Source organism: Corynebacterium sp. Marseille-P8863 (assembly GCF_946902955.1).
GTDB classification, from domain to species: domain Bacteria; phylum Actinomycetota; class Actinomycetes; order Mycobacteriales; family Mycobacteriaceae; genus Corynebacterium; species Corynebacterium gottingense.
Window position 1 is genome coordinate 1 of record NZ_CAMPQC010000019.1, and the last position, 23,012, is coordinate 23,012.

26 protein-coding genes are annotated in these 23,012 nt (G+C 65.1%); 9 read left to right on the top strand and 17 right to left on the bottom strand.

The genetic code is table 11. The annotated features are described in order from the left end of the window. Nucleotides 1-159: 159 nt before the first annotated feature. The 3 genes from OVO38_RS10730 to OVO38_RS10740 are packed head-to-tail and all read right to left on the bottom strand — an operon-like array spanning nucleotide 160 to nucleotide 2,389. Entirely contained in the window at nucleotides 160-1,194 is a 1,035-nt protein-coding gene (locus tag OVO38_RS10730) for a hypothetical protein (protein ID WP_267208478.1), read from the bottom strand. Continuing rightward, nucleotides 1,191-2,018 (bottom strand): ABC transporter ATP-binding protein, encoded by an 828-nt coding sequence (locus OVO38_RS10735; protein WP_267208479.1) that lies wholly within the window; start codon nucleotides 2,016-2,018, stop codon nucleotides 1,191-1,193. Before OVO38_RS10735 ends, OVO38_RS10730 begins: the two co-directional genes overlap by 4 nt. Continuing rightward, a complete protein-coding gene (locus tag OVO38_RS10740; RefSeq protein WP_095538183.1) occupies nucleotides 2,015-2,389 on the bottom strand; it encodes a GntR family transcriptional regulator in 375 nt (124 codons plus the stop codon). The genes OVO38_RS10735 and OVO38_RS10740 overlap by 4 nt, the downstream gene beginning before the upstream one ends. Nucleotides 2,390-2,595: 206 nt before the next feature. Between OVO38_RS10740 and OVO38_RS10745 the strand changes: the two genes are divergently transcribed. After that, on the top strand, nucleotides 2,596-3,705 hold the full coding sequence (locus tag OVO38_RS10745; protein WP_095545674.1) for an NYN domain-containing protein: 1,110 nt from the start codon (nucleotides 2,596-2,598) through the stop codon (nucleotides 3,703-3,705). Here OVO38_RS10745 and OVO38_RS10750 read toward each other — a convergent pair. After that, the gene (locus OVO38_RS10750) at nucleotides 3,702-4,502 is read right to left on the bottom strand and encodes a PspA/IM30 family protein (protein WP_267208480.1); all 801 of its coding nucleotides are present in this window, start codon (nucleotides 4,500-4,502) and stop codon (nucleotides 3,702-3,704) included. The two genes, OVO38_RS10745 and OVO38_RS10750, sit on opposite strands and share 4 nt — an antisense overlap. 60 nt (nucleotides 4,503-4,562) lie before the next feature. After that, nucleotides 4,563-4,946 carry a thioredoxin family protein gene (locus OVO38_RS10755; protein ID WP_267208481.1) on the bottom strand — a complete coding sequence of 128 codons (384 nt, stop codon included), beginning with the start codon at nucleotides 4,944-4,946 and terminating at the stop codon, nucleotides 4,563-4,565. Between the two features lie 105 nt (nucleotides 4,947-5,051). Here OVO38_RS10755 and OVO38_RS10760 point away from each other — a divergent pair, with 105 nt between their 5' ends. The 3 genes from OVO38_RS10760 to OVO38_RS10770 are packed head-to-tail and all read left to right on the top strand — an operon-like array spanning nucleotide 5,052 to nucleotide 7,677. Further along, nucleotides 5,052-5,264: a transporter gene (locus OVO38_RS10760; protein ID WP_095538187.1), complete on the top strand. Its 213-nt coding sequence runs from the start codon at nucleotides 5,052-5,054 to the stop codon at nucleotides 5,262-5,264. 48 nt (nucleotides 5,265-5,312) lie between these two features. Next, nucleotides 5,313-5,513, top strand: coding sequence for a heavy-metal-associated domain-containing protein (locus tag OVO38_RS10765; RefSeq protein ID WP_095538188.1), 201 nt, complete (start codon nucleotides 5,313-5,315; stop codon nucleotides 5,511-5,513). 37 nt (nucleotides 5,514-5,550) lie between these two features. Continuing rightward, nucleotides 5,551-7,677: a heavy metal translocating P-type ATPase gene (locus OVO38_RS10770; protein WP_267208500.1), complete on the top strand. Its 2,127-nt coding sequence runs from the start codon at nucleotides 5,551-5,553 to the stop codon at nucleotides 7,675-7,677. Here the strand turns inward: OVO38_RS10770 and dnaB are convergent. Further along, complete coding sequence (gene dnaB, locus OVO38_RS10775; protein ID WP_095545669.1) at nucleotides 7,658-9,157, bottom strand: replicative DNA helicase; 1,500 nt, start codon at nucleotides 9,155-9,157, stop codon at nucleotides 7,658-7,660. The genes OVO38_RS10770 and dnaB overlap by 20 nt on opposite strands. A gap of 551 nt (nucleotides 9,158-9,708) precedes the next feature. On the opposite strand from dnaB, the gene OVO38_RS10780 reads away from it, so the two are divergent. After that, nucleotides 9,709-11,202, top strand: a complete 1,494-nt coding sequence (locus OVO38_RS10780; RefSeq protein ID WP_267208482.1) for an HNH endonuclease signature motif containing protein — start codon at nucleotides 9,709-9,711, stop codon at nucleotides 11,200-11,202. An 11-nt stretch (nucleotides 11,203-11,213) separates the two neighbouring features. Here OVO38_RS10780 and rplI read toward each other — a convergent pair whose 3' ends face one another. The 8 genes from rplI to OVO38_RS10820 all read right to left on the bottom strand — a co-directional run bounded on the left by rplI (nucleotide 11,214) and on the right by OVO38_RS10820 (nucleotide 17,475). Continuing rightward, nucleotides 11,214-11,666, bottom strand: a complete 453-nt coding sequence (gene rplI, locus OVO38_RS10785; protein ID WP_095278337.1) for a 50S ribosomal protein L9 — start codon at nucleotides 11,664-11,666, stop codon at nucleotides 11,214-11,216. A gap of 51 nt (nucleotides 11,667-11,717) precedes the next feature. Then, nucleotides 11,718-12,263 (bottom strand): single-stranded DNA-binding protein, encoded by a 546-nt coding sequence (locus OVO38_RS10790; RefSeq protein ID WP_095535639.1) that lies wholly within the window; start codon nucleotides 12,261-12,263, stop codon nucleotides 11,718-11,720. Nucleotides 12,264-12,311: 48 nt separating this feature from the next. Beyond that, nucleotides 12,312-12,608 (bottom strand): 30S ribosomal protein S6, encoded by a 297-nt coding sequence (gene rpsF / locus OVO38_RS10795; protein ID WP_095278341.1) that lies wholly within the window; start codon nucleotides 12,606-12,608, stop codon nucleotides 12,312-12,314. Nucleotides 12,609-12,722: 114 nt separating this feature from the next. Further along, on the bottom strand, nucleotides 12,723-13,028 hold the full coding sequence (locus tag OVO38_RS10800) for a hypothetical protein (RefSeq protein WP_267208483.1): 306 nt from the start codon (nucleotides 13,026-13,028) through the stop codon (nucleotides 12,723-12,725). A 38-nt stretch (nucleotides 13,029-13,066) separates the two neighbouring features. Next, nucleotides 13,067-13,258, bottom strand: coding sequence for a hypothetical protein (locus OVO38_RS10805; protein ID WP_095278346.1), 192 nt, complete (start codon nucleotides 13,256-13,258; stop codon nucleotides 13,067-13,069). Beyond that, a complete protein-coding gene (locus OVO38_RS10810; RefSeq protein WP_267208484.1) occupies nucleotides 13,204-14,712 on the bottom strand; it encodes a glycosyltransferase family 87 protein in 1,509 nt (502 codons plus the stop codon). Before OVO38_RS10810 ends, OVO38_RS10805 begins: the two co-directional genes overlap by 55 nt. 13 nt (nucleotides 14,713-14,725) lie before the next feature. Continuing rightward, nucleotides 14,726-17,020: a transglycosylase domain-containing protein gene (locus tag OVO38_RS10815; protein ID WP_416358592.1), complete on the bottom strand. Its 2,295-nt coding sequence runs from the start codon at nucleotides 17,018-17,020 to the stop codon at nucleotides 14,726-14,728. A 77-nt stretch (nucleotides 17,021-17,097) separates the two neighbouring features. Then, nucleotides 17,098-17,475 (bottom strand): DUF5318 family protein, encoded by a 378-nt coding sequence (locus OVO38_RS10820; RefSeq protein ID WP_095278595.1) that lies wholly within the window; start codon nucleotides 17,473-17,475, stop codon nucleotides 17,098-17,100. Nucleotides 17,476-17,533: 58 nt separating this feature from the next. Between OVO38_RS10820 and OVO38_RS10825 the strand changes: the two genes are divergently transcribed. The 3 genes from OVO38_RS10825 to OVO38_RS10835 are packed head-to-tail and all read left to right on the top strand — an operon-like array spanning nucleotide 17,534 to nucleotide 19,376. Continuing rightward, a complete protein-coding gene (locus OVO38_RS10825) occupies nucleotides 17,534-17,992 on the top strand; it encodes a MarR family winged helix-turn-helix transcriptional regulator (RefSeq protein WP_095278352.1) in 459 nt (152 codons plus the stop codon). Between the two features lie 10 nt (nucleotides 17,993-18,002). Continuing rightward, nucleotides 18,003-18,965, top strand: coding sequence for a universal stress protein (locus OVO38_RS10830; RefSeq protein WP_239216654.1), 963 nt, complete (start codon nucleotides 18,003-18,005; stop codon nucleotides 18,963-18,965). A 3-nt stretch (nucleotides 18,966-18,968) separates the two neighbouring features. Further along, nucleotides 18,969-19,376 carry a hypothetical protein gene (locus OVO38_RS10835; RefSeq protein WP_267208485.1) on the top strand — a complete coding sequence of 136 codons (408 nt, stop codon included), beginning with the start codon at nucleotides 18,969-18,971 and terminating at the stop codon, nucleotides 19,374-19,376. Here the strand turns inward: OVO38_RS10835 and OVO38_RS10840 are convergent. From OVO38_RS10840 to OVO38_RS10850, 3 genes are read right to left on the bottom strand one after another with little or no spacing between them, the layout of a single operon-like run. Then, nucleotides 19,351-20,256, bottom strand: coding sequence for a rhodanese-related sulfurtransferase (locus OVO38_RS10840; RefSeq protein WP_267208486.1), 906 nt, complete (start codon nucleotides 20,254-20,256; stop codon nucleotides 19,351-19,353). The two genes, OVO38_RS10835 and OVO38_RS10840, sit on opposite strands and share 26 nt — an antisense overlap. Continuing rightward, nucleotides 20,243-20,602 carry an excisionase family DNA-binding protein gene (locus tag OVO38_RS10845; protein ID WP_240510767.1) on the bottom strand — a complete coding sequence of 120 codons (360 nt, stop codon included), beginning with the start codon at nucleotides 20,600-20,602 and terminating at the stop codon, nucleotides 20,243-20,245. Before OVO38_RS10845 ends, OVO38_RS10840 begins: the two co-directional genes overlap by 14 nt. 53 nt (nucleotides 20,603-20,655) lie before the next feature. Beyond that, the gene (locus OVO38_RS10850; protein ID WP_267208487.1) at nucleotides 20,656-22,149 is read right to left on the bottom strand and encodes a DUF1846 domain-containing protein; all 1,494 of its coding nucleotides are present in this window, start codon (nucleotides 22,147-22,149) and stop codon (nucleotides 20,656-20,658) included. 46 nt (nucleotides 22,150-22,195) lie between these two features. Between OVO38_RS10850 and OVO38_RS10855 the strand changes: the two genes are divergently transcribed. Continuing rightward, nucleotides 22,196-23,002, top strand: a complete 807-nt coding sequence (locus OVO38_RS10855; protein ID WP_122086409.1) for an Fpg/Nei family DNA glycosylase — start codon at nucleotides 22,196-22,198, stop codon at nucleotides 23,000-23,002. The last annotated feature ends 10 nt before the right edge of the window (nucleotides 23,003-23,012 follow it).

The following is a 23,012-nucleotide window of genomic DNA, read 5'->3' on the forward strand; positions in this document are numbered from 1 at the left end:
CGATCGTTTTCCTGACCGCCATCTCACCAGCTCAACCCCCTTGCGGAGTCTGTCTGGCGGGGCGCTGTCGGTCTCGCTGACTCACATAAAGTTACACACACCCAAACACCAACACAAATCCCCAGCGCACGGGCTGTGTTGGGGTGAACGTAACGTTACTTACTGCTTCACTTTGCGCGGCCGCTTCGGATCAAGCCGCCCAGTAAGCATGAGCGCGAAGACCACCGCAGCCGAAAGCAGGCACACGCCGCAGAACACGAGCACCACCACAACTTCACCGGTGCCGACTTCGGTGTTGTTGCCGGATACGTCCATGATGTCGCGGGTGGCAGACCACGCCATGACGCCGATGAAGAAGCCCGAGGACGTGATCCAGACTTGCAGCACCTTTGCCAGCAGGAGCACGCCGAGGCCGATGGTTCCTTGGAGGAGGAGTGGGGTGAGGGGCACGGAGGCGTCGATAAGCAATGCGACGAGGATCGCGGACCCGGTGACCAGTAGGGATGCGACCGACGCGACGCCGACCGTTGTCGCGGCCCAGAACTTGCGGGTTGTGCCGAACGATTGCGCAACCGCCGCCGTCGGCATGCCGCCTCCGACGCCCCAGAGCCAGTAGAAGAGCAACGCGCCGGAGGGCAGCATTCCGGTGACCCAGCTACTCGCGGACCGGGCGCACACCGCGTAAAGGATGCCCGTGATCAGGCCGACGGGCGCCGCCCACACGCACATGCGGCGCCAGAAGACCTCGAAAGCGAAGTTGCCGCGCCGCCGCGCCAAGTTGATGCCTCCGGTGCGAGTGAGGTCGGCCGACTCACCCGATGGCAGCGCCGAGACCAGGAACGTCACTGCGGCAAGAACCACCCCAATCGCGCTGGAGATAGTCGCCCGGTGCGGATTGATGAGGCTGAACACGGCAAAGACCACGACCGCAAAGGGCACAACAAGCGTGAGGACCTGCTGGCGGACGCGCGCGCGGTTCATGCCTAGCGCCTTGAAGGCGCTGGGTTCGGGGATGGCGATCCACGACAGCGTCATCACGCACATGAAACTGCCGAAGAGAATCATCCATTGCGCCCCATCCATGGCGAAGAGCACGAAGAGCGGCAGCGATGCGGCACCGAGGAAGCGCATCCACGGCCCCGCCTTGAACTGGTGCCAGAGGAACCTGCGGTCGAGGTGCGTCATTGCGCTCATGCCTGCACCTCCAGGATCGCCTCGAGCACGTCGCCGAGGTCCGCGGCCTGGCCGCGTAAGCCCAGTTCAGCGGCGGTTGGGGCGGGGAGGATGGCGCGGGCAGCGGAGGCGTGGCGTCGGTAAGCGATGGCCCCGGCGGGCTCGTCGAAGTCGCCGGTGGCGATGACGTAGCCGTCGGCGTCCTCAGCGAGCAGATGCTTATCGACGCTCCCCTGCCGCCCCAGCACGAGCGCCGAATCCAGGATCTTGGCGGCGTCCTCGATGTGGTGAGTCGCCATCATGAAGCAACGCTGGGACTCGGCGAGCTCGAGGAGGTGGCGGTAGAAGACGGAGGTGTTGTGGACGTCGAGGCCGACGTAGGGTTCGTCGAGAAGCGTGAGCTCGGCGCCGGACGCGAGGCCGACCACGATGCCGATCATCGCGCGCTGGCCACGGGAGCACTTGCTGTAGATGGTGGGCGCGTGCTCGTCGAGGGCGAAGTCGCGCATGAGCGTGTCCGCGAGGTCCTGCGACCAGTGCGGGTAGCGCTTCGCCGCGGCGGCGACGATGTCCGCCAGCGACCACGAGGCGGGGTACGCAGTGTCGACGCCGGTAAAACAGACGCGGTCCATCACGCTTGCGTTATCGAAGGGCTGCTCACCGAAGACGGTGAGCTCCCCGCTGGTCGGCTTGAGCTGGCCAGCGATCATGGCGAGCAAGGTGGACTTGCCCACGCCGTTGCGGCCGAGCAGGGCGTGGATGCCGGAGCCGGGGAGCTCGAAGGTGATGTCGGTGAGGACCGGCTGCTTCCGGAACTGTTTTTCCAGGTGCGTTGCGGTGATCATTGGTACATTCCTCTACTTTCTGCGACGCGGTCGATGAGGGTGTGCAAGGTGGCGCGGTCGTAACCGAGGCGGACGGCCTCGTCGATTGCGGGGGCAAGGTATTCGCCCGCGTAGCGCTCGCGGCGCGACTGCACGGCCCGCTCGCGCGCGTCGGGGGTGACGAACATGCCAAGCCCGCGGCGCTTTTCCAGGATCCCGTCGTCGACGAGGATTCCCAGACCTTTGCGGGCGGTGGCGGGGTTGATCTCGTGGAAGGCGGCAAGCTCGTTGGTAGAGGGGGCACGCTGGCCGGGCTCCAAAGAGCCGTCAACGACGAGGTCCTCCACGAAGCGCGCTACCTGCACGAAGAGGGGATCTGATTCAGCGTTCATGGCATGGGTCCTGCGGTTCCTTCCCTGCCCCGTGGCGTCGAAAAGCTGCCCTGGTGCGTTGGTTGGTTACTTGAGTAACTAACACGGTAACTGCGGAACATTGGGCCGTCAAGGATCGTTGAAAGGGGTGGACCCAGCAGGCCAATTCAGGCACACTGGGGAAGTAAATAGCACTTAGCAACGAAAAGAATCGGAATTTAGGAGCCATGCTTGAACGCACATTGGTGTTCGTCGACACGTCTTACCTGCTCGCGAGCTTTTACAACTCGTGGGAAATCGGCGCACGATCCCAGTTAGAAATTGACCTGCCCGAGGTCGTGGCAACCCTCGGCACCATGATCAGCCAGCAACTCAACCAGCCCATCCACCGCCAGCTCTGGTACGACGGCATCCCGGATTCGGGCCCGCACCGCTACCAGCGCGCGCTGCGGACCTGCGACGGCGTGCAGCTGCGCACCGGCCAACTCATCGAGTGGGGCGACCGTCGCACGCAGAAGGGCGTGGACACCCGCTTGGTGGCGGACCTGGTCGCGCATGCCATGCGCGGGCAGTTCACCGACTTTGTCCTGGTCTCCGGCGACGCGGACATGATCCCCGGCGTCGAGGAGGCGACCGTCAACGGTATGCGCGTGCACCTCTACGGGTTCGGCTGGGACTCCATGTCCTCCGCCCTGCGCCACGCGTGCGATACGACGACGATCCTGGACCCCCGCGAGGACTTCGCCGACGCCATGCAGCTGCAGGTCCTCGAAGGCCCGCTGCCACCGACGATCCGGGAGCGCCCGCTCGCGGACGCCGAGCCGCTCGACGAGGCGGAGGGGCCGTCCCCCGTCCCGCTCGGCCCGGACCCGCTGGCGCCCGAGGAACCCGAAGAACCGGAGGCGCAGGAGGAGCCGGAGGAACAGGAGGCGGAGCCCGAGGCGCAGCCGGAACCGGAGCCCGACCCGGAGGAAGCGCCGGCACCGAAGCCGAAGCCCGCTCCGAAGCCGTCGATGATGGCGCCCCGGCGCAAGCTACGCTCGCGCTACGTCCCTCTCCCGGAGGAAGTGTGGACCTCCGCAGGCTTCCAGACCCCGTACGACGTGGGCCAGCAGTATGCGTCCTGGTGGTACGAAAACGCCGCCTCCTCGGAGCAGCGCGACAAGGCGCACATGCTCTCCGGAGGCGGCCTCCCGCCCGAAATTGATCGCCCGCTCCTACAGTTCGCGTGCGAGACGCTGCACGAGTACACGCTGAGTGAAACCCAGCGCGTCAATCTCCGCGATGGGTTTCACTCGGGCATTCGCGGCGTGCTGATCAGCATCAGCCGCAACTAGTCGTCCTTGCTGGACTCCCCAGACTCCTCGGACTCCTCAGGAGCTTCCGGGGCCTCCAGCTGCTTGTCGGCGCTCCCGGAGCCCATCGAGGCGCGGATCTCGTCCAGCTTGCTTGCCGCAGCAACGTCCGTGCCAGCGGATTCAATCTCCGCCATGCGGTCGCCCAGCGAGTCCTTGGCCAGCTCCTGCTGGCCGAGCGCGGTGGCGTAGCGCTTCTCAATCTTGTCGCGCACGCCGTCCATGTTGGGCACGTTCTGGTCCGCAGTGAAGTTGTTCATAGAGTCCATCGTCTTGGACGTGGCCTCCTGCATCTTCGCCTGGCCCAGCTGGGATTCGAGCTGCTTCGCCTGCTGCAGCTGCTCCTGCAGGCGCGCCTCGGACTGCTGCTGCTGCGCCTGCGCCTCGCGCGCCGCCTGATCGGCCGACGCGTGGGCCTGCTTCGTCTGCTCCAGGTCCTGCTCCACAGCGACCAGCTGGGACGCGAGCACCTCGGCGGTGTTGTTGAACTCCTGCGCCTTCTGCGCGTCCCCCTCGCCCTGCGCCTTGTCGGCGGCCTGGAGCGCCACGCGGGCCTTCTGCTGCAGGTCCTCCTGCGACTTGATCAGGCGGTCCAGCTTCATCTCCAGCTGGTTGCGGTTACCAATGATGGTGGCCGCCTGCTCGGAGATGTCGCGGTGGTTCTTCTTCGCCTGCTCAATCGCCTGCTGGAGCTGCACTTTGGGGTCAGCGTTTTCGTCGATCTTGGTGTCGAACGACTGCATCAGGTACTTCCAGCCCTTAGAGAACGGGTTTGCCATGTGTCGTGTCCTTCCGTCGTCGCAAAATGGTCGCCGCCCCAGTGTACGCAGGTTTTCGGGCTACTCGCCCTGCTTGCCCTGCTCGGCCAGCATCTTCTCGTACTGCTTGCGGACCTCCTCCATGTCCAATGCCTTGACCTGGCCGATGAGCGATTCAAAGTCGGCCGGCGCCATGTTTCCGGCCTGCTGGTAAAGGGGGATGCCGTCACGGAAGACAATAATGTTTGGAATACCGGTCACGCCGAGCTTGCCAGCAAGCTCTTCCTCTGCCTCGGTGTCCAGCTTGGCAAAGGTGACGTCGGGGTGCTCTTCCGATGCTTTAGCAAAGGTCGGCGCGAAGGCCTTGCACGGACCGCACCATTCCGCCCAAGCGTCGACGAAGACGATGCCGTCTTTCTGGATGAGTTCCTCGAAGTTCTCTTTCGTCACATCGATAGTGCTCATTGCATACTCCTTTACAGGGGTTTGTTAACGTTGCCCTCGGTGCAACAGTAACAAGCGCGACTGCATTCCTTTGCAGTTTCAGCCGATCCGGTAGGGGCGGAAATCATGACGAAGAACTACAACATTTCAGGCCAGTCCAGTGAGGTCGCAGTTGATTCGCTGATCGACGAAGTACGCCTGGTCGAGGGCACTTTCGACGTCACCGTGGAGCCGAACGAGGGCCGCATGACGGTCTCGGGCGAAAACTTCACCGACGCCGACGTCGTGGCTGCGGCAGAGCACGCCGGCTTCACCATTCTTTCGCCAGATACCCCCTAGGGGTATAGTCGCGGGTGTACGTGAACCGCCAACCGAAAGGACAGCATCATGGCAACCCGCGAATTCACTGTTGAAGGCATGACCTGCGGCCACTGCGAGCTCAGTGTGCAGGAGGAGATTAGCGAGATCCCGGGCGTCACCGACGTCAAGGCCGATCACACCACCGGCGCCGTCTCCGTGTCCGGCGAAGGCTTCTCCGCCGAAGACGTGGCCAAGGCCGTCGCCGAGGCCGGCTACACCCTGGAGTAGTCCCGTGACCAGCCACATCGAGCTGGGCGTCACCGGCATGACGTGCACGTCGTGCTCGTCGCGCGTCCAGCGCAAGCTGAACAAGGTCGACGGGGTCACCGCCGCCGTCAACTACTCCACGGAGACGGCGACCGTTGATTTCGACGAGGCCAACACGACGCCGGAGCAGCTTATCGACGTCGTCCGCACCGCCGGCTACGACGCCTTCGTGATGGGGGGCGAGGAAGGCGGAGACGAGGGGGCGTCGATAAGCTCGGTGAGCGACGCCCGCGACGACGAAGCCGAGCGACTCAAGCGAACGACGATCTGGGCGGCGCTGGTGACGGTGCCGGTCATGCTGGTGTCGATGGTGCACGGCCTGCAGTTTCCAAACTGGCAATGGGCCGCGTTCGCCGCGACAACGCTGGTGTATTTCTCCGCCGGCAGCGTGTTCCACCGCGCGGCGCTGATCAACCTGCGCCACGGCGCGACCACTATGGACACCCTCATTACGCTGGGCACGACCGCGGCGTACGTGTGGTCCATCGTGGCGCTGTTTGCGGAGCGCGGCCCGCACGAGATCTACCTCGAATCCGTCTGCGTCGTGATTACGTTCCTGCTGCTCGGCAGGTGGTTTGAGACGCGCGCGAAGGGGCAAAGCTCCGCCGCGCTCCGCGAGCTGCTGAGCATGGGCGCGAAGGACGCGAGCGTGCTGCGCGGCGACAAGGAAGTCCGCGTCCCGATCGCGGAAGTCCAGGTCGGCGACCGTTTTGTTGTGCGCCCCGGTGAGAAGATTGCTACCGATGGGCGCGTGGTGTCGGGGCATTCGGCTATCGACGCCTCCATGCTCACCGGTGAATCCGTCCCCGTCGAAGTGGACGAGGGCGCCAGCGTGACGGGCGCGACGCTCAACACGTCCGGGCGCCTCGTGGTAGAGGCGACGCGCGTGGGGAGCGAGACCACGCTCGCCCAGATGGGCAAGCTGGTCAAGGACGCGCAGTCCGGCAAGGCCCCGGTCGAGCGGCTGGTGGACCGGATCTCGCGCGTGTTCGTCCCCACCATCATCGCCATTTCCGTCGTGGCCCTGGTCGGGCACCTGCTCGTGGGCAACGGCGTGAGCGAGGCGTTCCGCGCTGCGGTCGCCGTCCTCATCATCGCGTGCCCCTGCGCCCTCGGCCTCGCCACCCCCACCGCGATTTTGGTGGGCACCGGGCGCGGCGCGCAGCTGGGCCTCCTGATCAAGGGCCCCGAGATGCTGGAATCCACACGCCAGGTGGACACGGTGGTGATGGACAAGACCGGCACCGTGACCAGCGGCGAGATGGCGGTCGTGGACGTCACCGGCCGCGACGACGCGCTGCGCCTCGCCGCAGCCGTGGAGGCCGGGTCCGAGCACCCCATCGCCCGCGCGATCGTCAAGGCCGCGGGCGACGACGTCCCGGAAGCGTCCGAGTTTACCAATGAGCCGGGCCGAGGGGCGTCCGCCACCGTGGAGGGCCACAGCGTGCGCGTGGGCCGGCCCAGCGCGGAACTCGATGGGCCACTGGCCCGCGCGTTCCGCGAGGCTGAGCAGGCCGGGGCCACCCCGATCGCCGTGGAGGTCGACGGGCACGCGGAAGGCATGGTCGCGGTCCGGGACACGGTGAAGCCGGACTCGGCCCGCGCTGTGGCGAAGCTGCGCGAGCTGGGGCTCACCCCGCACCTGCTCACCGGCGATAACGCGGGCGCCGCGCGCGCCGTGGCCGAGGAAGTAGGCATCGACCCGGACAACGTCACCGCCGGCGTCCTGCCGGAGGACAAGGTACGCGTGGTCCGCGAGCTTCAGGAGCAGGGGCGCCACGTGGCCATGGTCGGCGACGGCGTCAACGACGCAGCCGCGCTCGCGCAGGCCGACCTGGGCCTGGCCATGGGCGCCGGCACAGACGTGGCGATCGAGGCCTCCGACATCACCCTCATGCAGAACACGCTCATGTCTGCGGCGGACGCGATCCGCCTCTCGCGCCGCACCCTGCGCACCATCAAGGGCAACCTGTTCTGGGCGTTCGCCTACAACGTCGTGCTCGTCCCGGTCGCCGCGTTCGGCCTCCTCGACCCGATGCTGGCCGGCATCGCCATGGCCCTGTCCTCAGTGTTTGTGGTGTCCAACTCGCTGCGCCTACGCGGGTTTAGCCGTGCGCCATATTGACAAAGCGAGAGTAGTGCAGCTGGTGCGCCACCGGGATCGTGTCGATAGGGCCGCCGCGGTGCTTCGCGACGATAATGTCCGCCTCGCCCGCGCGCTCGTCGTCACGATCCTGCGAGTCCGGACGGTAGAGCAGGAACACCATGTCGGCGTCCTGCTCCAGCGAGCCTGACTCGCGAAGGTCCGCCAGCTGCGGCTTCTTATCCGTACGCGCCTCCGGGCCACGGTTCAGCTGAGAAATCGCAATCACCGGCACCTCCAGCTCCTTTGCCAGGAGCTTGAGGTTACGCGAGAACTCCGAGACCTCCTGCTGGCGCGACTCGACGCGCTTGCCCGAGCTCATCAGCTGCAGGTAGTCCAGCACCACCAGGTCCAGCCCGTGCTGCTGCTTCAGGCGTCGCGCCTTGGACCGGATCTCCATCATGGTGAGGTTCGGGGAATCGTCGATAAATAGCGGGGCGTCCTGGATCTCGGTGAGGCGGGTGGTGAGTTTCTCCCAATCCCGCTCCTCCATGTTGCCCGCACGCATGGCGGACAGCTTGATCTCCGTCTCCGCCGACAGCATGCGCATGATGATCTCCGAGGCGCTCATCTCCAGCGAGAAGATCACTGAGGTCTTGCCGTGCTGGATGGAGCAGGAGCGCATGAAATCGAGCGCGAGCGTCGACTTACCCACGCCAGGTCGGGCCGCGATGATGATCATCTGGCCCGCGTGCAGGCCGTTCGTGAGATTGTCCAGGTCCGTAAACCCGGTCGGCACGCCCTGGTCGAGGGCGCCGCCCTGAGCGATCTGCGTGAGCTCGTCGATAGTCGGCTTGAGCAGCTCCGAAAGGACGCGGTAGTCCTCGCCCTGGTTGTTGCGCGAGATCCCGAAGACCTCCTGCTGCGCGCGATCCACCAGCGCCTCGATCTCCATGCCGTCTTCGCCCTCGTAGCCCAGCTGCACCACGTGCGTACCGGCGTTGACAAGCTGCCGGAGGAGCGACTTCTCCTCCACGATCTCCGCGTAGTAGCGGGCGTTTGCCGACGTCGGCACCTCCGAAATCAGCGTATGCAGGTACGGCGCCCCGCCCACCCGCTCGAGCTGGTTCAGGCGGTCCAACCGCCCGGAGACGATGAGCACGTCGATCTGGCTGCCCGAGGAGAACAGCTCGATAATCGCCTGGTAAATCAGCTGGTGAGCCGGAAAGTAGAAGTCCTCCGGCTGCAGGCCCTCCGCGACGTCGAGCACGACCTCCTGGTTGAGCAGCATCGCGCCGAGCACCGAGCGCTCCGCGCGCTCATCGTGCGGCGGTTGGCGGTACTCGCCCTGGCCGTTGCGCTGCCCCTGCTGCCCCTTCTGTCCTTGATACCGCTGATTCCCGCGCCCTCGCCGCGAATTTCCGCTGAAGTCATCAAAGTCGCCAAATTCGCTGAACTCGTCGCGTGGCTCTGGCGGCAGGACGTAGTCATCATCAAAGCCGTGAAGTGCATCGTCGGCCATCGTCGTCACCCCTTTGTTTCGTAGGCCTACAGCGTACCGCGAGCGCCAAACACTGCGTTTTCCACAGGTAGGTGTGGATAACTTAGGGATGAATCGACGTCTTGTACACACGGCCCAGGACAGGGTGTGGATAACTTGTGGATAACTAGTATCAGCGACCTGGGGAAACGGCGCATCGCTGCTGGTCACAGGAGTTTTGGGACTTTTTGAGTTGTGTGTGCAGGTTGTGAAAAACCCCGTTCACCACCAGGTTTGACAGGCGTAAGTTCACCGGCTAGTAACCTAAACTTTGCCGTTGAGCAGGGCTTATTCCGCAGAGTTATCCACAGCAGTAGGGGTGCCATCGGTACAGCGCGGGACGTGACTCGCACACACCTACTAGAACACAGCGTAACAATATGGCCACAGACGTTGACGTCGTTTGTATGTTCGGTATAATTTTCCGCAATGACCACAATGACCGCTCACCGCAGAAAGGGGGAATCGTGCCACCCGCTCACTACTTCAGATGCCAAAACTCGACGGACCATCGCGCGCAGCTTTCGCAGCGTATGCGGGAGGCCGAGTTTGCCCTCTACCGCGGCTACGCAGCCTCGACCGCGGTTGAAGACTTCGACCTGGAGGTCGAAGAGTTAGCTCAGGTTACCAGCCGCCCCAAACATGAGGTCGAAGCTGCGGTTTTGGCGTATTTCCGGCTCGCCAGCCTGCCCAAGCTGCTCGCTCTGCAAGAGCAGACCTGCCTCCTTTCCGTGCACATGCTCACCGGCATAGATACTGCCCTGTGCAAGATCGGCGCTTCAGCGGACGAAGCAACGTGGGCGGCTTTTGACGACATGCTCACCCGGATCTTCACACCGAAGCGCGCAAACCAGGAGCTCCCCTCCCGCGCGTCAGTTGCCCGCCGCATCCGCACGATGATTGCCAAGCTTGACGTCGGACTCAGCCACAACCCGGAAAAGCGCAAAAAGCGCGAGGCAGAGCACAACCACCGCGTGCGCAACATCGAGTTCTCTGCGCAGGAGGACCACGGCAGCGCGGGCATCGCAACAATGACGCTCAGCACCGATACCACCACAATGGCCGTCCTTCGCGCCACGCTGCAGGCCACAGCACGCCAAGAGAAGGTCTCGCTCGCGGACGCCGCTGTAAAGCTCCTCAACGGCGACGTCGAGCCTGCCGCGAACGTCCGCATCCATGTCTACGCACCCGCGGGCGCCGACGGCACCCGGGCGGCCGGCGCCCCCGTATTCATTCCTCGCTACGGATGGACTGACGCCCTCGCCACCGCGGAGCTCGAGAGTCTGCTCAGCAACCACCCGCCTGAAACGGTCAACCTGGATGAGACAGCCACCACCAAGACGGACAGTTACGCGCCGACGGAGGGAATGAAACACTACGCGCACGCCCGAGACGGGAACTGTATCTTCCCCGGCTGCGACAGACCCGCGACCGCTTGCCAACTGGACCACCGCATCCCGTTCGACCGCGGTGGAGAGACCACGCCTCACAACCTCTTCTGCCTTTGCCCGCACCACCACAACATGAAGACCGACAAGCGCATCTTCTACGTCCCCGACCCCGTCACCGGGGACATCGTGTGGCTGTGCGAAGACGGCACCTACCTCCTCAGCCGCCACGAGGGCCCGCTTTTCGACGAAACCACGCCCACCACCACCCGCTGGCGCAGCTCCCTGCCCAACGTCGCCCGAAACCGGGACGCGTACGCAGATTTCCTCGCCCGGGCGCACCACCTGCTGGACGAGTACGACAACCACGGCGACTACTACCGGCTGATGGCGGACCTGCAGGCACTCGAGCACGCCACAGGGCACAGCTTCGACCTGGCCCCTGAACCGCCGACCGAAGACTCAACAGTCATCCCGGAGGAACCAGACCCGGATCCCTACCCCGAGCCCGAACGCGAGCCCTGCCCGTTCCCACCAGGGTACGTCCCTGCGCAGCAGCCCACGCAGCGCGCAAAAAACGCGCACCCCCTCCTCACAAAGGGGTGCGCGTCAGAAAATGCTGTTGTCGCTCGTCGATAAGCGTAAAGCTCTTACGCTGCGACGACCTCGAAGTTAATCTTGCCTTCCACGGAGTCGTGGAGGTTGACCTTGACCTGGTAGCCGCCAGTCTTCTTCACAAGGCCCTTCGGCACATTGATGCGGCGCTTGTCCAGGGACGGGCCGCCGGCAGCCTTCACTGCGTCGGCGATGTCGGCACCGGTGACGGAGCCGAACAGCTTGCCCTTCTCAGAAGTGCGCACGGGGACCTTCACGCCGGTGAGCTGGTCCAGCTGATCGCGCAGCTCCTTCGCGTGATCCAGGTCGCGGACCTGACGGTCTGCCTGTGCACGCTTGATGTCTTCGATCTGCTTCTCTGCACCGCGGGTGGCCGTAATGGCAAGGCCGCGCGGGAGCAGGAAGTTACGTCCGTAGCCGTCCTTGACCTCGACGATGTCGCCGGGCTCGCCAAGGTTATCAACGGCAGCGGTGAGGATCAGTTTCATGAATCCTAACCTTCCTTATGATGAAAAATCTTGTGTGGGTGGGAACAACATTTAGAACGGGGGCTCGTCATCCATCCCGCCGAAACCACCTGCCGGTGGGGCGGAGTTCCAGGGATCGTTATCCGGCTGGGCCTGCTGCTGCGGGCGCTGGGCCTGCTGCGGTTGCTGTTGGTACTGCTGCTGCGGGGCCTGCTGCTGTTGTGGCCTCCGCTGCTGGCCGCCACCATCGCGCGGGGTGCGCGTCACGCTCGCCGTAGCGAACTTGATGGACGGGCCGACCTCATCAACCTCGACCTCAAACACGGTACGATTCTCGCCTTCGCGAGTCTGGTAAGAACGCTGCCGCAAACGCCCCTGCACGATCACGCGCATGCCCTTGGTCAGGGACTCCGCGACGTTCTCGGCCATCTGGCGCCAGCAGTTGCAGGTCAGGAACAGTGCCTCACCGTCCTCGAACTGGTTCGTTTCCCGGTTAAATGAACGGGGCGTGGAAGCGATACGGAAGTTCGCTACCGCGGCACCGCTCGGGGTGAAACGCAGTTCCGGGTCAGCAACCAGGTTGCCGACAACAGTGATCGGGGTCTCGTTCTGTGCCATGCTCTTCTCCTACCAGCTGGTTTACGTGTGGTTTGAGCCTACCTGTTCCTACTTGTCGGTGCGCAGCACCTTGGTACGCACGACGTTATCGCTCAGGTTCAAAACACGGTCGAGCTCATCGACGGTTGCGTGCTCGCATTCGAGGTTTACAACGGCGTAGATGCCCTCTTCCTTCTTGTTGATCGGGTAAGCAAGGCGCTGCTTGCCCCACACATCAACATTTTCCACCTTGCCGTTTTCCTTGCGGACAATCTCCAGGAACTTGTCCAGGGACGGGGCAACGGTGCGCTCATCCTGCTTAGAGTCAAGAATGATCATTACTTCGTAGTGACGCACGGACCTCATCACCTCCTATGGTCTAGTAACTTGTTTCGGCCACCGCACTTTTGCGGCGGCAGGAGGGTCGTTGCGTCAAGCAACCCGTCCAGGGTACCCCACACAATCCCGCAGGCCAAATGCCTACCGGTCCGCTTCGGTGACCAACCCGTCCGGCGTGATGTCAACGTCTATGTCGTTGAACTCGAGCTCCCAGTGCTCGTCATCGAACTCCACCTCGGCGCGACCATCCTTCGCCATGTCGGATTGGGCCTCTTCGCTGTAGCCGCTTATCGACGCCGGCAGCTCCGACCCCTGCTGCGGCTCCTGCTTTGCTTCTTGGCTCGGCTGTTCCACGGTCTCCGTCGTCGGCTCGCTCTCGCTGGTGCCGCAAGCGGTCAGTGCGCCCGCGAGCGCGACGGTGGTGGCCAAAATAGAAAGGCGTTGCATATTTTCCTTAGTTTCGTCGAACTTTTTGGCCACCATACCTAAACCGGTCGCGGTGCCGCCACAAATAATGCAAGGAAAACGGGAATCACCGTGATGAAGACGAACGCGAGGACGCCAAGACCGAGCGAGAGCATCGGGCGCTGCAGCTTGGCCATCGCCCAGAAGGCGCCCGCGATTAGGAGGAAACCGACTGCAATGGAGCAGATGCCGACGACCGTCGCGGTGCCCACGCTGCCTCCTCGCCCCACTCGTCGGGTGTGCTCAGCAGCGGGTCGTGGCCGTTGTGGGCCTCGGCGACCTTGTCGGTGCGCTTGCCAAACATCTGCTGCACGACCAGCACCATGATGGTGATGATGAGGCCGTCTCGGGCGATGATGGTGGCGTCGAGAAGCCAGCCCGGAGCCCCGAGGTTATCGGTACCCATCATGTGCCACATGAGGATGGGCCACACCATCATGTCCACGGTCATCCAGGTGAGCAGCAGGCGCCAGTACGGCAGCGCGAGCACCGCGGGGACGATGAGCCAGATCGAGTACTGCGGGCTCCACACCTTGTTGAAGAGGAGGAAGAAGCCGACGATGAGGGTGAGCAGCTCGGCGATGCGGGGCGTGCGCGGCGCCTTGAGCCCCATAACCAGGACCGCAGCGCAGCCCGCGAGGAAGAGCACGAGCGTGACCGCGTTGAGGATCACGGGCGCCCCGTCGCCGGAGTCGAATCCGGCCCACCCGGTGATGCGGCTGAACACCGCGTAGATGGTGGTCCACTCCCAGCTGCGGTCGGTGTTGAGGCGTCGGAACTCGCCCCACGCCTCGGGGTCGCGCAGGTAAATGGGCAGGTTGACCGCGACCCAGCTCACCACGGTCGCGGCGACCATCTTGAGGAACGGGACGAGGTCGCGCTTCCGAAGCGCAACGACCAGGTAGGCGCCAAGGGCGAAGATGGGCCACATCTTGAACGCTGTGCCGAGGCCGATCATCACACCAGCCAGCCAGAACTTCTTGTTGCGCGCCGCATAGATCGCCGCCACCGCGAAGAAAATGGACGGGATGTCCCAGTTGGTAAACGAGTGCATGATCAGCAGCGGGGAGCCGACGACCAGCAGCGTGTCCCAAATGCGGTTGCCCGCGAGCTCCGCCACCATGCGCACGGTGGCGACCCAGATGACGGACAGGATGAACACGGTGACGTAGAAGTACCAGCCGACCTCGGGAAGGACGCGGTCCACGAGGAAGTACGTGTTGCGCGAGATGAACGAGGCAACACCCTGGAACAGCCCGGCGAGCACCGGGTATTCCATGTAGCGGGTCAGGCCGTCCTCCACCCAGGAGTAGTCGTACACAAAGCCGGGCTGGTCCAGGCCGCGCGCGCCGTAGAGCGGGACGATGTCGTTGTAGCAGAACGACGTGTACTGGCGGTTGCCGTCCCAGTTCAGCTGCAGCACACCGTTCTCGTCGGCCTTGCCCAGCGCGCAGTTGGATTTAGAAAGCGCGCCGAAGAAGAGGAAGGTGTAGGCGACCGCGAAGATGGTGCGCAGCGGCGTCCAAAACTTCGCCCGCCCGATCTGGGCAAACTTGCCCATCGGGCCGCCCAGATATTCCACGAATCCCCGAGCGACCGGCTCGGTGCGCCCCGGCTGGACTCGCTGCGCCGCCGTGTCCGTCACGTCCTGAGTGTGCTGTTCCATTGCTCCCCTTCGCTTACTGCAGCGCGTTGTCGAGGCCGTTGAAGAAGTCGTCCACCGCCTGGTCGAGCCCCAGGTCCGGCGCCGGCGCCGGCTGCTGCTGTTGCGGCGCGGGGGCGGGGGCGGGCGCGGCCGGCGCCGGCGCTTGCTGCTGCGGAGCCGGTGCGGCGGGTGCGGCCGGGTCCGGTGCGGGCGCCTGCTCGGGCTGCGACGGGGCAGCGGACTGCTGCTGCTCGGCCGGAGCCGCCGCGGCGCCGTTCCCGGACTGCGTCGTGCCCTGCTGCTGGTTGTAGTACGCCCAGGAGTTGCCGCCCAGGTTCGCGCCGCCGCCGTAGGGGTTCACACCCCAGTACACCGGCGATGCCTCGTGGAAGTTCTGGATCTCCTGGCCCTCCAGGGCCGTGTCCAGGACGTCCTTCCAAATCTTGGCCGGGGTCTGCGCGCCGTACATCAGGCCGCCGTACTCGTTGAAGATCGGCGAGGTGTTGTCGGCCGTGCCGACCCACACCGCGACAGACAGTTGCGGGGTGGAGCCGACCATCCAGGCATCCTTGTTCTGGCCGGTGTTGCCCATCTGGGCGGTACCCGTCTTGCCCGCCGACGGACGCCCGCCCGCCAGGTTGGCATAGGAGTACGGAATCACGGTCTGCATCGCCTGGATCACGTTGTCCGCAACCTGGGCGGAGACGCGGCGCTCGGCGTACTTGTCATCGTTCTCGTAGAGCACCTCACCCTGCGCGTCGGTGACGCGCTGCACGAAGTGGGTCGGGTGGTACACGCCGCGGTCCGTGAGCGTTGCCACCGCGGCGGCCATGTCGAGCACGCGCGACTGGTACTGGCCCAGCACGATGCCCTCGTAGGGCTGGCCGCCGTTCTCGCGCAGGGTCACCGGGATACCCGGGATGGAGCGCGCCACGCCGAGGGCGTGCGCCATGTCCGCCGTGTCCTGCGTCGTATTGTCCAGGTCGTCCTGGATGCGCATGTACGCCGTGTTCGAGGAAGTGCGGGTGGCCTCGGTCATGTTGATGATGCCGCCGCCACCGCCGTCGGAGTTGGTCACGGAGAACCCGCCCGGCAGGGTGACCGGGGAGGCGTCAAAGTTCGCGGTCAGCGGGATACCCTGCTGCAGGGCCGCCGCCAGCGCGAAGATCTTGAAGGTGGAGCCGGTCTGCAGGCCGGCGTTGGCGTAGTCCCACCCGGAGGCCTCGTTGCCGCCGTAGTAGGCGCGCACGGCACCCGTGCCCGGCTCGACGGCGACCACGCCGGTGCGGGCGTCGTCCTGCAGGGCGGAAATGCGCTCCTCGGAGATGCGGACCGTGTCGTCCTGCGTCTTCTTATCAATCGTCGTGGTGATCTGCAGGCCGCGGTTGGTCAGGTCATCCTCCGTGATACCAATCGCGGCGAGCTCCGTCATCACCTGGTTCTTGATCAGGCCGTTCGGGCCCGTCGCCTCGGTGTAGGCGGAGTACGTCGCCGGGTCGCGCGTCTCGGGGAACTGCGCGCCCGCTCGCGTCGCCTGGTCGATCGCGCCCATCTCCACCAGGCCGTCCATGACGTAGTTCCAGCGGTCCTGGGCGCCGGCCTCGTTGTTCCACGGGTCAAGCTGGCTCGGGCGCTGAATCAGCGCGGCGAGCACCGCGCCCTCCTCCACGGTGAGTTCCGAGGCGGGCTTGGAGAAGTACGCGTGCGCCGCCGCCTCGATGCCGTAGGCGTTGCGGCCGAAGTACACGGTGTTGAGGTAGGCGTTGAGCACCTCCTCCTTGGACCAGGAGTTGGCCATCTTGATGGAGTAGACCAGCTCCTTCGCCTTGCGCTCGTAGGAGTGCTCGTTGCCCACGATCGAGTTCTTCACGTACTGCTGCGTAATCGTCGAGCCGCCGCCAGCGGAGGTGTTGCCGGTCAGCTGACCCACCGCGGCGCGGCCGAAGCCGGTGAAGGAAAAGCCGGAGTTGTCCCAGAAGTCGCGGTCCTCGGCGGCGAGCACCGCATTCTGCACCTCCTCGGGCACCGCGTCGAGCGGGATCTGCTCGCGGTTGCCCTCCGGCGGCACGACGCGCGCCAGCTCAGTCTGGGCGTCGCTGAAGTAGATGTTGGAGATCTGCGCCGCCTCAATGTCGTTGGGTTCCGGGATCTCCGCCTGCCTGTAGTTCCAGGCAAACCAGATCGCCGGGATCGCGGCGATCAGCACCAGCAGCAGAAGCAGCGCCAGCAGCCATTGCCACCACCGTGAGCGCTTTGCGCCTTTCGACGCTCGCTTGCTTGACGACGCTACCGTGCTTCCACTTTCCGAGGCGTTCTCTTTGTTTGTCACTCGTTTTCCCTCAAGACGTGCGGACGTGCGGCAGGCCTCAGACCTCGAAGCCCACTGCGCATTATTAATAGGACACACTACCCGTCCGAGACGGGAACAGCGGTCACGGCCTTCCGTAGATGATTCCACTTGCACTCTAGGCAAACTTCGACGAAGTGCACGGTGATCGGCCCCACCTCCGCGACGAGCTGGTCAATCTCCTTCGCGCTGCGGGCAGTGTTGGCGCGGCGGCCCAGGTTCTCGCCGTACACCCACTTCACTTCGCGCAGCTCGGCGCCGCAAATCGGGCAGGGACGGTCGGCCTTGGCGCCGTGGTACTGGCTGGCGGTGCGGAGGAGGAAATCGGCGTCGCAGACGTCGTCAAGCGTGATCTTGTCCTGGCGGAGGTCCCGCAGCGTGGTGCGGCGAGCCCACTCGTGTGACACCTCGTATCTGTACGCAAACACTCGCCCCATCATAGTCGTACGGAAGCTGGTACTATTTAGTCTTCGAAAAGCGTGGAGGAGATTTCTCATGAATGAAGCACCCGATCCGTACGAGATCGCGCGGAGCATTCGCCCCGCAATGACCTCGCTGTACGTCACCTACTTCCGCACGGCCGAGCACTCCGACCTGACGGGCCCGCAGCTGTCCATCCTGCGCCGGCTTGCGGACGTCGGCCCGTCCCGCATCAGCCACCTCGCGGAGGCGGAGGGCGTGCGCATGCCGACTGCCTCCAACACCGTCAACCAGCTGGAGAAGCGCGGGCTCGTGCACCGCATCCGCAGCGAGGACGACCGCCGCGGTGTGAGCGTGGAGACGACGCAACTGGGGCTCGACGAGCTCGAGCGCGTGGGCGACGAGCGCACGAAGTACCTCGGCGAGATGCTTGGCACGCTAGACGACGACTCGCTGCGCCGACTGGCCAGCGTCGCCGATACCATCAACCTCCTTGCCGATGCCTACGTGAATAAGGAACAGACCACAACGTAGACTGGGCGGCGTGTCAGCACGTTCGTTCTCCACAGATCTCGCGCAGCTCCCCGAGACCCGGGAGGCGCTGCGCATCGTTGTTGGCTGGGACTCAAGCAACTCCAACAACACCGAGGCCCTCGAGTTCGCGGCCTGGCTCGGCCGCTCTCTGCCCGTCAAGGTGCAGGTCATGAGCGCGACCAAGAGCTCGTGGACCAATTCCGTGTCTGAAAAGAAGCACAAGAAATGGCTCAAGCGGGCGCGCGAGGAATTCCGCGACCGCGTCGACGACGCCCTCGACGGCGTGGTTCCCCGCTCGCAGCGCGCCAAGCACGTCGCCCGGCTCATTGAGAAGACGAGCAGCACGGAGCCGCTTTACGACGCCGCCGCCGCCTTCAACGCCGACATGATCGTCATGGGCTCACGCGCCAAAACCTCCAAGAAGCGCTTCCGCCCCACCTCCGTGGCCGAGGAGCTCATGCACTCCTCCACCCTGCCGCTCGGGCTGGCGCCGAAGCACGTGAAGCTGTCCAAGAAGGGCATTACGCGCGTGACCTACGCGCTCATTGACTCCGACGAAATCTCCGGCACCGGCACCCGCGACCGCTTCCCGGGCCTCGCCTACGCCGCCTCCCTCGCCTCCGTCATCGGCGTGCCGCTGCGCATTGTCGCGTTCTCCCCCGACGAGCGCAGCTCCGAGTTCTCCCACGAGCTGGCCGCCTGGAACGAGTCCACACTGGGGCTGCTCGACCGCGTCCGCGACCAGGCCTTCGAGGTCTCCGACTCGCTGGACGTGCAGACGCTGCTCGCGTCCGGGCGGGGCTGGAAGCGCGCCGTGGACAGCGTGAAGTGGAAGAAGGGCGACATCATGTGCCTCGGCTCCCAGCCGTCGGGGCAGCTCAAGCGTGTGTTCGTGGGCACCCGCGAGGGCGAGTTCATCCGCTTCGCGCCGGTGCCCGTGGTCATCTACCCGCGCTCGGACGCGGAGGGCTAGCCCATGCAGGAGCACCCAGAAAACGACCTGCACTCGGGGGCCGACCGGTTCAGCAGGACCCGGCCGGAGCCGCGGGACTTCGACGCGCTCGCGGACGAGCCGGACCCGGCCGAGGTGGCGGAGCGGAACCGGAGGTCGACGCGGCAGGCGCTGGGGTTCACGGTGGCGTCGATAAGCTTTTGCCTGCTCTTTGGCCTGGTGCTGTCGTGGATTTCGGGCGTGAGCGAGACCTGGTGGGCGGTGCTCACGTCCATCCCGCCGGTGGCGGCGCTGCTCGCTTGCGCCGTGATCATGGTGCGCAAGCTGAACCGCTACGAGCGGTGGGTGCCGTGGATGGGCGTGTTCTGGCTGCCGCTCGTACCGTTCACCATGGTGTGGCTGATCATCACGATTGGGAAGCTCGCCGTGTAGCGCACTCCGCGCAGTACGGGTTCTCCTCCCGGCACTCGGGGCAGCTCAAGTACTGGACGCGGCACTCCGGCTCGTTGGCGCAGTTGTAAAACTGGTTCGTGTCCGCACCGCAGTGCACGCAGTGACCCAGCTGGACGTAGTTGGGGTCGTCGGCGCCGCCGCCGAACTCGGTGTGCATGCGCTTGTCAAAGACGTAGAGGGAGCCCTCCCACAGCCCGGAGTTGCCGTACTTCTCGCCGTAGCGGACGATGCCACCGTCGAGCTGGTACACGTCCTCGAAGCCGCGGTTCTTCATCAGGCTAGACAGCACCTCGCAGCGGATGCCGCCGGTGCAGTAGGAGACGACGGGCTTGTCCTTCATCCAGTCGTACTTGCCGCTGTCCAGCTCTTTGATGAAGTCGTGGGTGGTCTCCACGTCCGGCACGACGGCGTCCTTGAACTTGCCAATCGCCGCCTCGCGGGCGTTGCGGCCGTCAAAGAAGACGACGTCAGGGTTGTTGGCAACCAGCTCGTTGACCTCCTCCGGCGTGAGGTGCGTGCCGCCGCCGACGACGCCGTGGCTGTCCACCTTGAGCTCGCCCGGCGCGCCGAAGGACACGATCTCCTCGCGCGCTTTGACGGAGAGCTTGGGAAAGTCGTCCTTGCCGCCCTCGGACCACTTGAACTCGATGCCGCGGAAGTACTCGCGCGTCTTTTTCGCGTAGGTTTTGCACGCGTCGATCGGGCCGCCGACGGTGCCGTTGATCCCGTCCTTGGAAACGATGATTCTCCCGTACAGGCCAAGCCCCTCGCACAGGTCGCGCTGCCACAGGCGCACCGCGTCCGGGTCCGCGATGGGCTGGAACTTGTAGTACAGGAGGATCTTGCTAACGCTGGCCACGGTTACCGGCCATCAGATCTTTGTACGCCACGGCGTCGCGCGTGTAGACGCGGCGGTGGGTGCCCACTTTGTGGCCGGCAAGGCGGCCATCATCAATAAGCTTGACCACGAAGGGGCGGGAGACGCCGAGCAGGTTGGCCACCTGCTGCGTCGTCATCTCCTCCTCCGGGCCGGGGGCGGGGATGAGGCGCCCCTCCGCAATATCCTCAATAATGTCGCGCAGCCACACCGCGGTCTCCTTGGGCAGCGTGACGCTGTCCTCCGAGTGGGTGCGGGCACGGGAGAGGTTGCCGTTGAGGTCCGCCAGGGCCTGCTCCACCGGGGAGAGCTTCTCGTCTTGTTCCATGCCCAACATCATACGAACAAGACGCAACGGGCGCAATACCCGAATTACCCGAACTACCGCTTGTGGTACAGGCGCTTCTTCCAGTAGGTCGGCTCGGAGGTCACCAGAACGCCCAGGTTGCGGAAGATTCCCTCGTCCACGGAGCCAAGGATGGTCGTCGTGTGAGCGTCGCAGCCGCGCAGGTTCCGCAGCTGTTCAAGCGCTGCGGCGGCGTCCGCACTCGAAGCCGCCGATACAGACAGGGCGATGAGCACCTCGTCCGTGTGCAGGCGCGGGTTCACGGAGCCGAGGTGCTTCGTCTTCAGCGTCTGGATCGGCTCGATGGAGTCGGGCGAGAGGAGGTGCACGGAATCGTCGATACCCGCGAGCTCCTTCAGCGCGTTGAGCAGCACGGCGGCCGAGGGGCCGAGCAGGTCCGAGGTCTTGCCCGTGACGATGCTCCCGTTCGGCAACTCCAGCGCGGCACCCGGCTGGCCGGTCGCCTCCGCCACCGCCAGCGCCGGCGCGACCACCGGGCGATCCGACGTGGTCACCTCCGCCTTGCGCATGACGTTGGAGATGCGGTCCGACTCGGTCGAATCGGCCTCGGCGCGGCGCTCCTCCACGAGGGTCTTGTAGTAGCGCCGGATGATCTCCTGCTCCGCGGCGTGGCGGCACGCGGTGTCGTCTGAGATGCAGTAGCCGGCCATGTTCACGCCCATGTCCGTGGGCGACTGGTACGGCGTCTCCCCCGTGACCTCGCGCAGCAGCGTCTTCAGCAGCGGGAAAACCTCGATGTCGCGGTTGTAAGAGGTGACCTTCTCCCCGTACGCCTCCAGGTGGTACTGGTCGATCACGTTGATGTCTTCCAGGTCCGCGGTGGCCGCCTCGTAGGCCAGGTTCACCGGGTGCGACAGCGGCAGGTTCCAAATGGGGAAGGTCTCAAACTTGGCGTAGCCAGCGGGGATGTCGCGCTTGTGCTCGTGGTACACCTGGCTCAGGCAGGTGGCCAGCTTGCCGGAGCCCGGCCCCGGCGCGGTCATCACGATGAGGTCGCGGGAGGTCTCCACGTAGTCGTTGCGGCCGAAGCCGTTGTCGGAGACCACCGTCGCCGTGTCGTTGGGGTAGCCCGGGATCATGTAGTGGCGCGACACCTTCAGGCCCAGGCGGCCGAGGCGCTCGAGGAAGGCCTCGACGTTCTCGTTGTGGCCCTCCAGCTGCGTGACCACCACGTTTTCCACGAGGAAGCCGCGGTCGCGGAACACGTCCACGAGGCGCAGCACGTCATCTTCGTAGGTGATGCCCAGGTCCGCGCGCACCTTCTGGCGCACGACGTCGCCGGCGTTGAAGCAGATGACAATCTCCACTTCGTCCTTAATCCGGTCCAGCATGGCGATCTTGTTGTCCGGGGTGAACCCGGGGAGGACGCGGGAGGCGTGGTGATCGTCGAAAAGCTTGCCCCCCATCTCTAGATAGAGTTTGCCGCCGATTTCCCGCCTGCGGGCGGTGATGTGCTCGGACTGCATCTGAATATATTTCTCTCGGTCAAACCCGATCTTGTACGGCATGGAAGCAATACTACAATCTGCGCCATGAATCTTGCGGAGCGGCGCTTTGCCTGAAGGTCACGTCATCCACCGTCTGGCCACGCGCCTGAACGACGACTTCCGGGGCGCACCCATCGCCGCCTCCTCGCCCCAGGGGCGCTTCGATGCATCGCTTATCGACGCCCACCCGCTCCTCGCCGCACGCGCCCACGGCAAGCACCTGTTTTTGGAGTTTGCGCCGGCGACCGTGCACATCCACCTGGGCCTCATCGGCTCGCTGCGCTTCGAGCCGGCCGAGGACGTGTGGGGCCAGATCCGACTGCGGCTCGTGCCGGATCGTGGGAGGGGCGCGGTGGCGGCCAACCTGCGCGGGCCGCAGACCTGCGCCTACCTCAACCCGGCGGAGGTTGCCGCCATCTTAGAGCGCACTGGCGAGGACCCGCTCGACGCGGGCGCGGACCCGGACGCGCTGTGGGCGCGCGTGCACCGTTCGAAGCGCACGATCGGCTCGCTGATGATGGACCAGGCCTACTTTGCCGGGGTGGGCAACATCTACCGCGCAGAGCCGCTGTTCCGGCTCGGCCTCTCCCCGTTCACACCGGGGCGGGCGCTGGATCGCGCCGAGTTCGACGCGTTGTGGGCCGACCTAGTGCACCTCATGCACTACGGGGTCGAGCACGGCCGCATCGACACGGTGCGCGACGAACACGCGCCGGAGGCGATGGGGCGCGAGCCTCGCAAGGACGACCACGGCGGCGAGGTCTACGTGTACCGTCGGGCAGGCCAGCCCTGCTACGTGTGCGGCGACGAGATCGCGCTGCGCAAGGTGGAGGGGCGCAACCTGTTCTGGTGCCCCACCTGCCAGCGCGACTAGCCTGGCCGGT

Excerpts from the sequence above, each read along its gene's own strand:
- OVO38_RS10730 (WP_267208478.1), bottom strand. The coding sequence starts at position 1,194 with ATGAGCGCAATGACGCACCTCGACCGCAGGTTCCTCTGGCACCAGTTC.
- OVO38_RS10735 (WP_267208479.1), bottom strand. The coding sequence starts at position 2,018 with ATGATCACCGCAACGCACCTGGAAAAACAGTTCCGGAAGCAGCCGGTC.
- OVO38_RS10740 (WP_095538183.1), bottom strand. The coding sequence starts at position 2,389 with ATGAACGCTGAATCAGATCCCCTCTTCGTGCAGGTAGCGCGCTTCGTG.
- OVO38_RS10745 (WP_095545674.1), top strand. The coding sequence starts at position 2,596 with ATGCTTGAACGCACATTGGTGTTCGTCGACACGTCTTACCTGCTCGCG.
- OVO38_RS10750 (WP_267208480.1), bottom strand. The coding sequence starts at position 4,502 with ATGGCAAACCCGTTCTCTAAGGGCTGGAAGTACCTGATGCAGTCGTTC.
- OVO38_RS10755 (WP_267208481.1), bottom strand. The coding sequence starts at position 4,946 with ATGAGCACTATCGATGTGACGAAAGAGAACTTCGAGGAACTCATCCAG.
- OVO38_RS10760 (WP_095538187.1), top strand. The coding sequence starts at position 5,052 with ATGACGAAGAACTACAACATTTCAGGCCAGTCCAGTGAGGTCGCAGTT.
- OVO38_RS10765 (WP_095538188.1), top strand. The coding sequence starts at position 5,313 with ATGGCAACCCGCGAATTCACTGTTGAAGGCATGACCTGCGGCCACTGC.
- OVO38_RS10770 (WP_267208500.1), top strand. The coding sequence starts at position 5,551 with ATGACGTGCACGTCGTGCTCGTCGCGCGTCCAGCGCAAGCTGAACAAG.
- dnaB (WP_095545669.1), bottom strand. The coding sequence starts at position 9,157 with ATGGCCGACGATGCACTTCACGGCTTTGATGATGACTACGTCCTGCCG.
- OVO38_RS10780 (WP_267208482.1), top strand. The coding sequence starts at position 9,709 with ATGCGGGAGGCCGAGTTTGCCCTCTACCGCGGCTACGCAGCCTCGACC.
- rplI (WP_095278337.1), bottom strand. The coding sequence starts at position 11,666 with ATGAAACTGATCCTCACCGCTGCCGTTGATAACCTTGGCGAGCCCGGC.
- OVO38_RS10790 (WP_095535639.1), bottom strand. The coding sequence starts at position 12,263 with ATGGCACAGAACGAGACCCCGATCACTGTTGTCGGCAACCTGGTTGCT.
- rpsF (WP_095278341.1), bottom strand. The coding sequence starts at position 12,608 with ATGAGGTCCGTGCGTCACTACGAAGTAATGATCATTCTTGACTCTAAG.
- OVO38_RS10800 (WP_267208483.1), bottom strand. The coding sequence starts at position 13,028 with ATGCAACGCCTTTCTATTTTGGCCACCACCGTCGCGCTCGCGGGCGCA.
- OVO38_RS10810 (WP_267208484.1), bottom strand. The coding sequence starts at position 14,712 with ATGGAACAGCACACTCAGGACGTGACGGACACGGCGGCGCAGCGAGTC.
- OVO38_RS10820 (WP_095278595.1), bottom strand. The coding sequence starts at position 17,475 with ATGGGGCGAGTGTTTGCGTACAGATACGAGGTGTCACACGAGTGGGCT.
- OVO38_RS10825 (WP_095278352.1), top strand. The coding sequence starts at position 17,534 with ATGAATGAAGCACCCGATCCGTACGAGATCGCGCGGAGCATTCGCCCC.
- OVO38_RS10835 (WP_267208485.1), top strand. The coding sequence starts at position 18,969 with ATGCAGGAGCACCCAGAAAACGACCTGCACTCGGGGGCCGACCGGTTC.
- OVO38_RS10845 (WP_240510767.1), bottom strand. The coding sequence starts at position 20,602 with ATGGAACAAGACGAGAAGCTCTCCCCGGTGGAGCAGGCCCTGGCGGAC.
- OVO38_RS10850 (WP_267208487.1), bottom strand. The coding sequence starts at position 22,149 with ATGCCGTACAAGATCGGGTTTGACCGAGAGAAATATATTCAGATGCAG.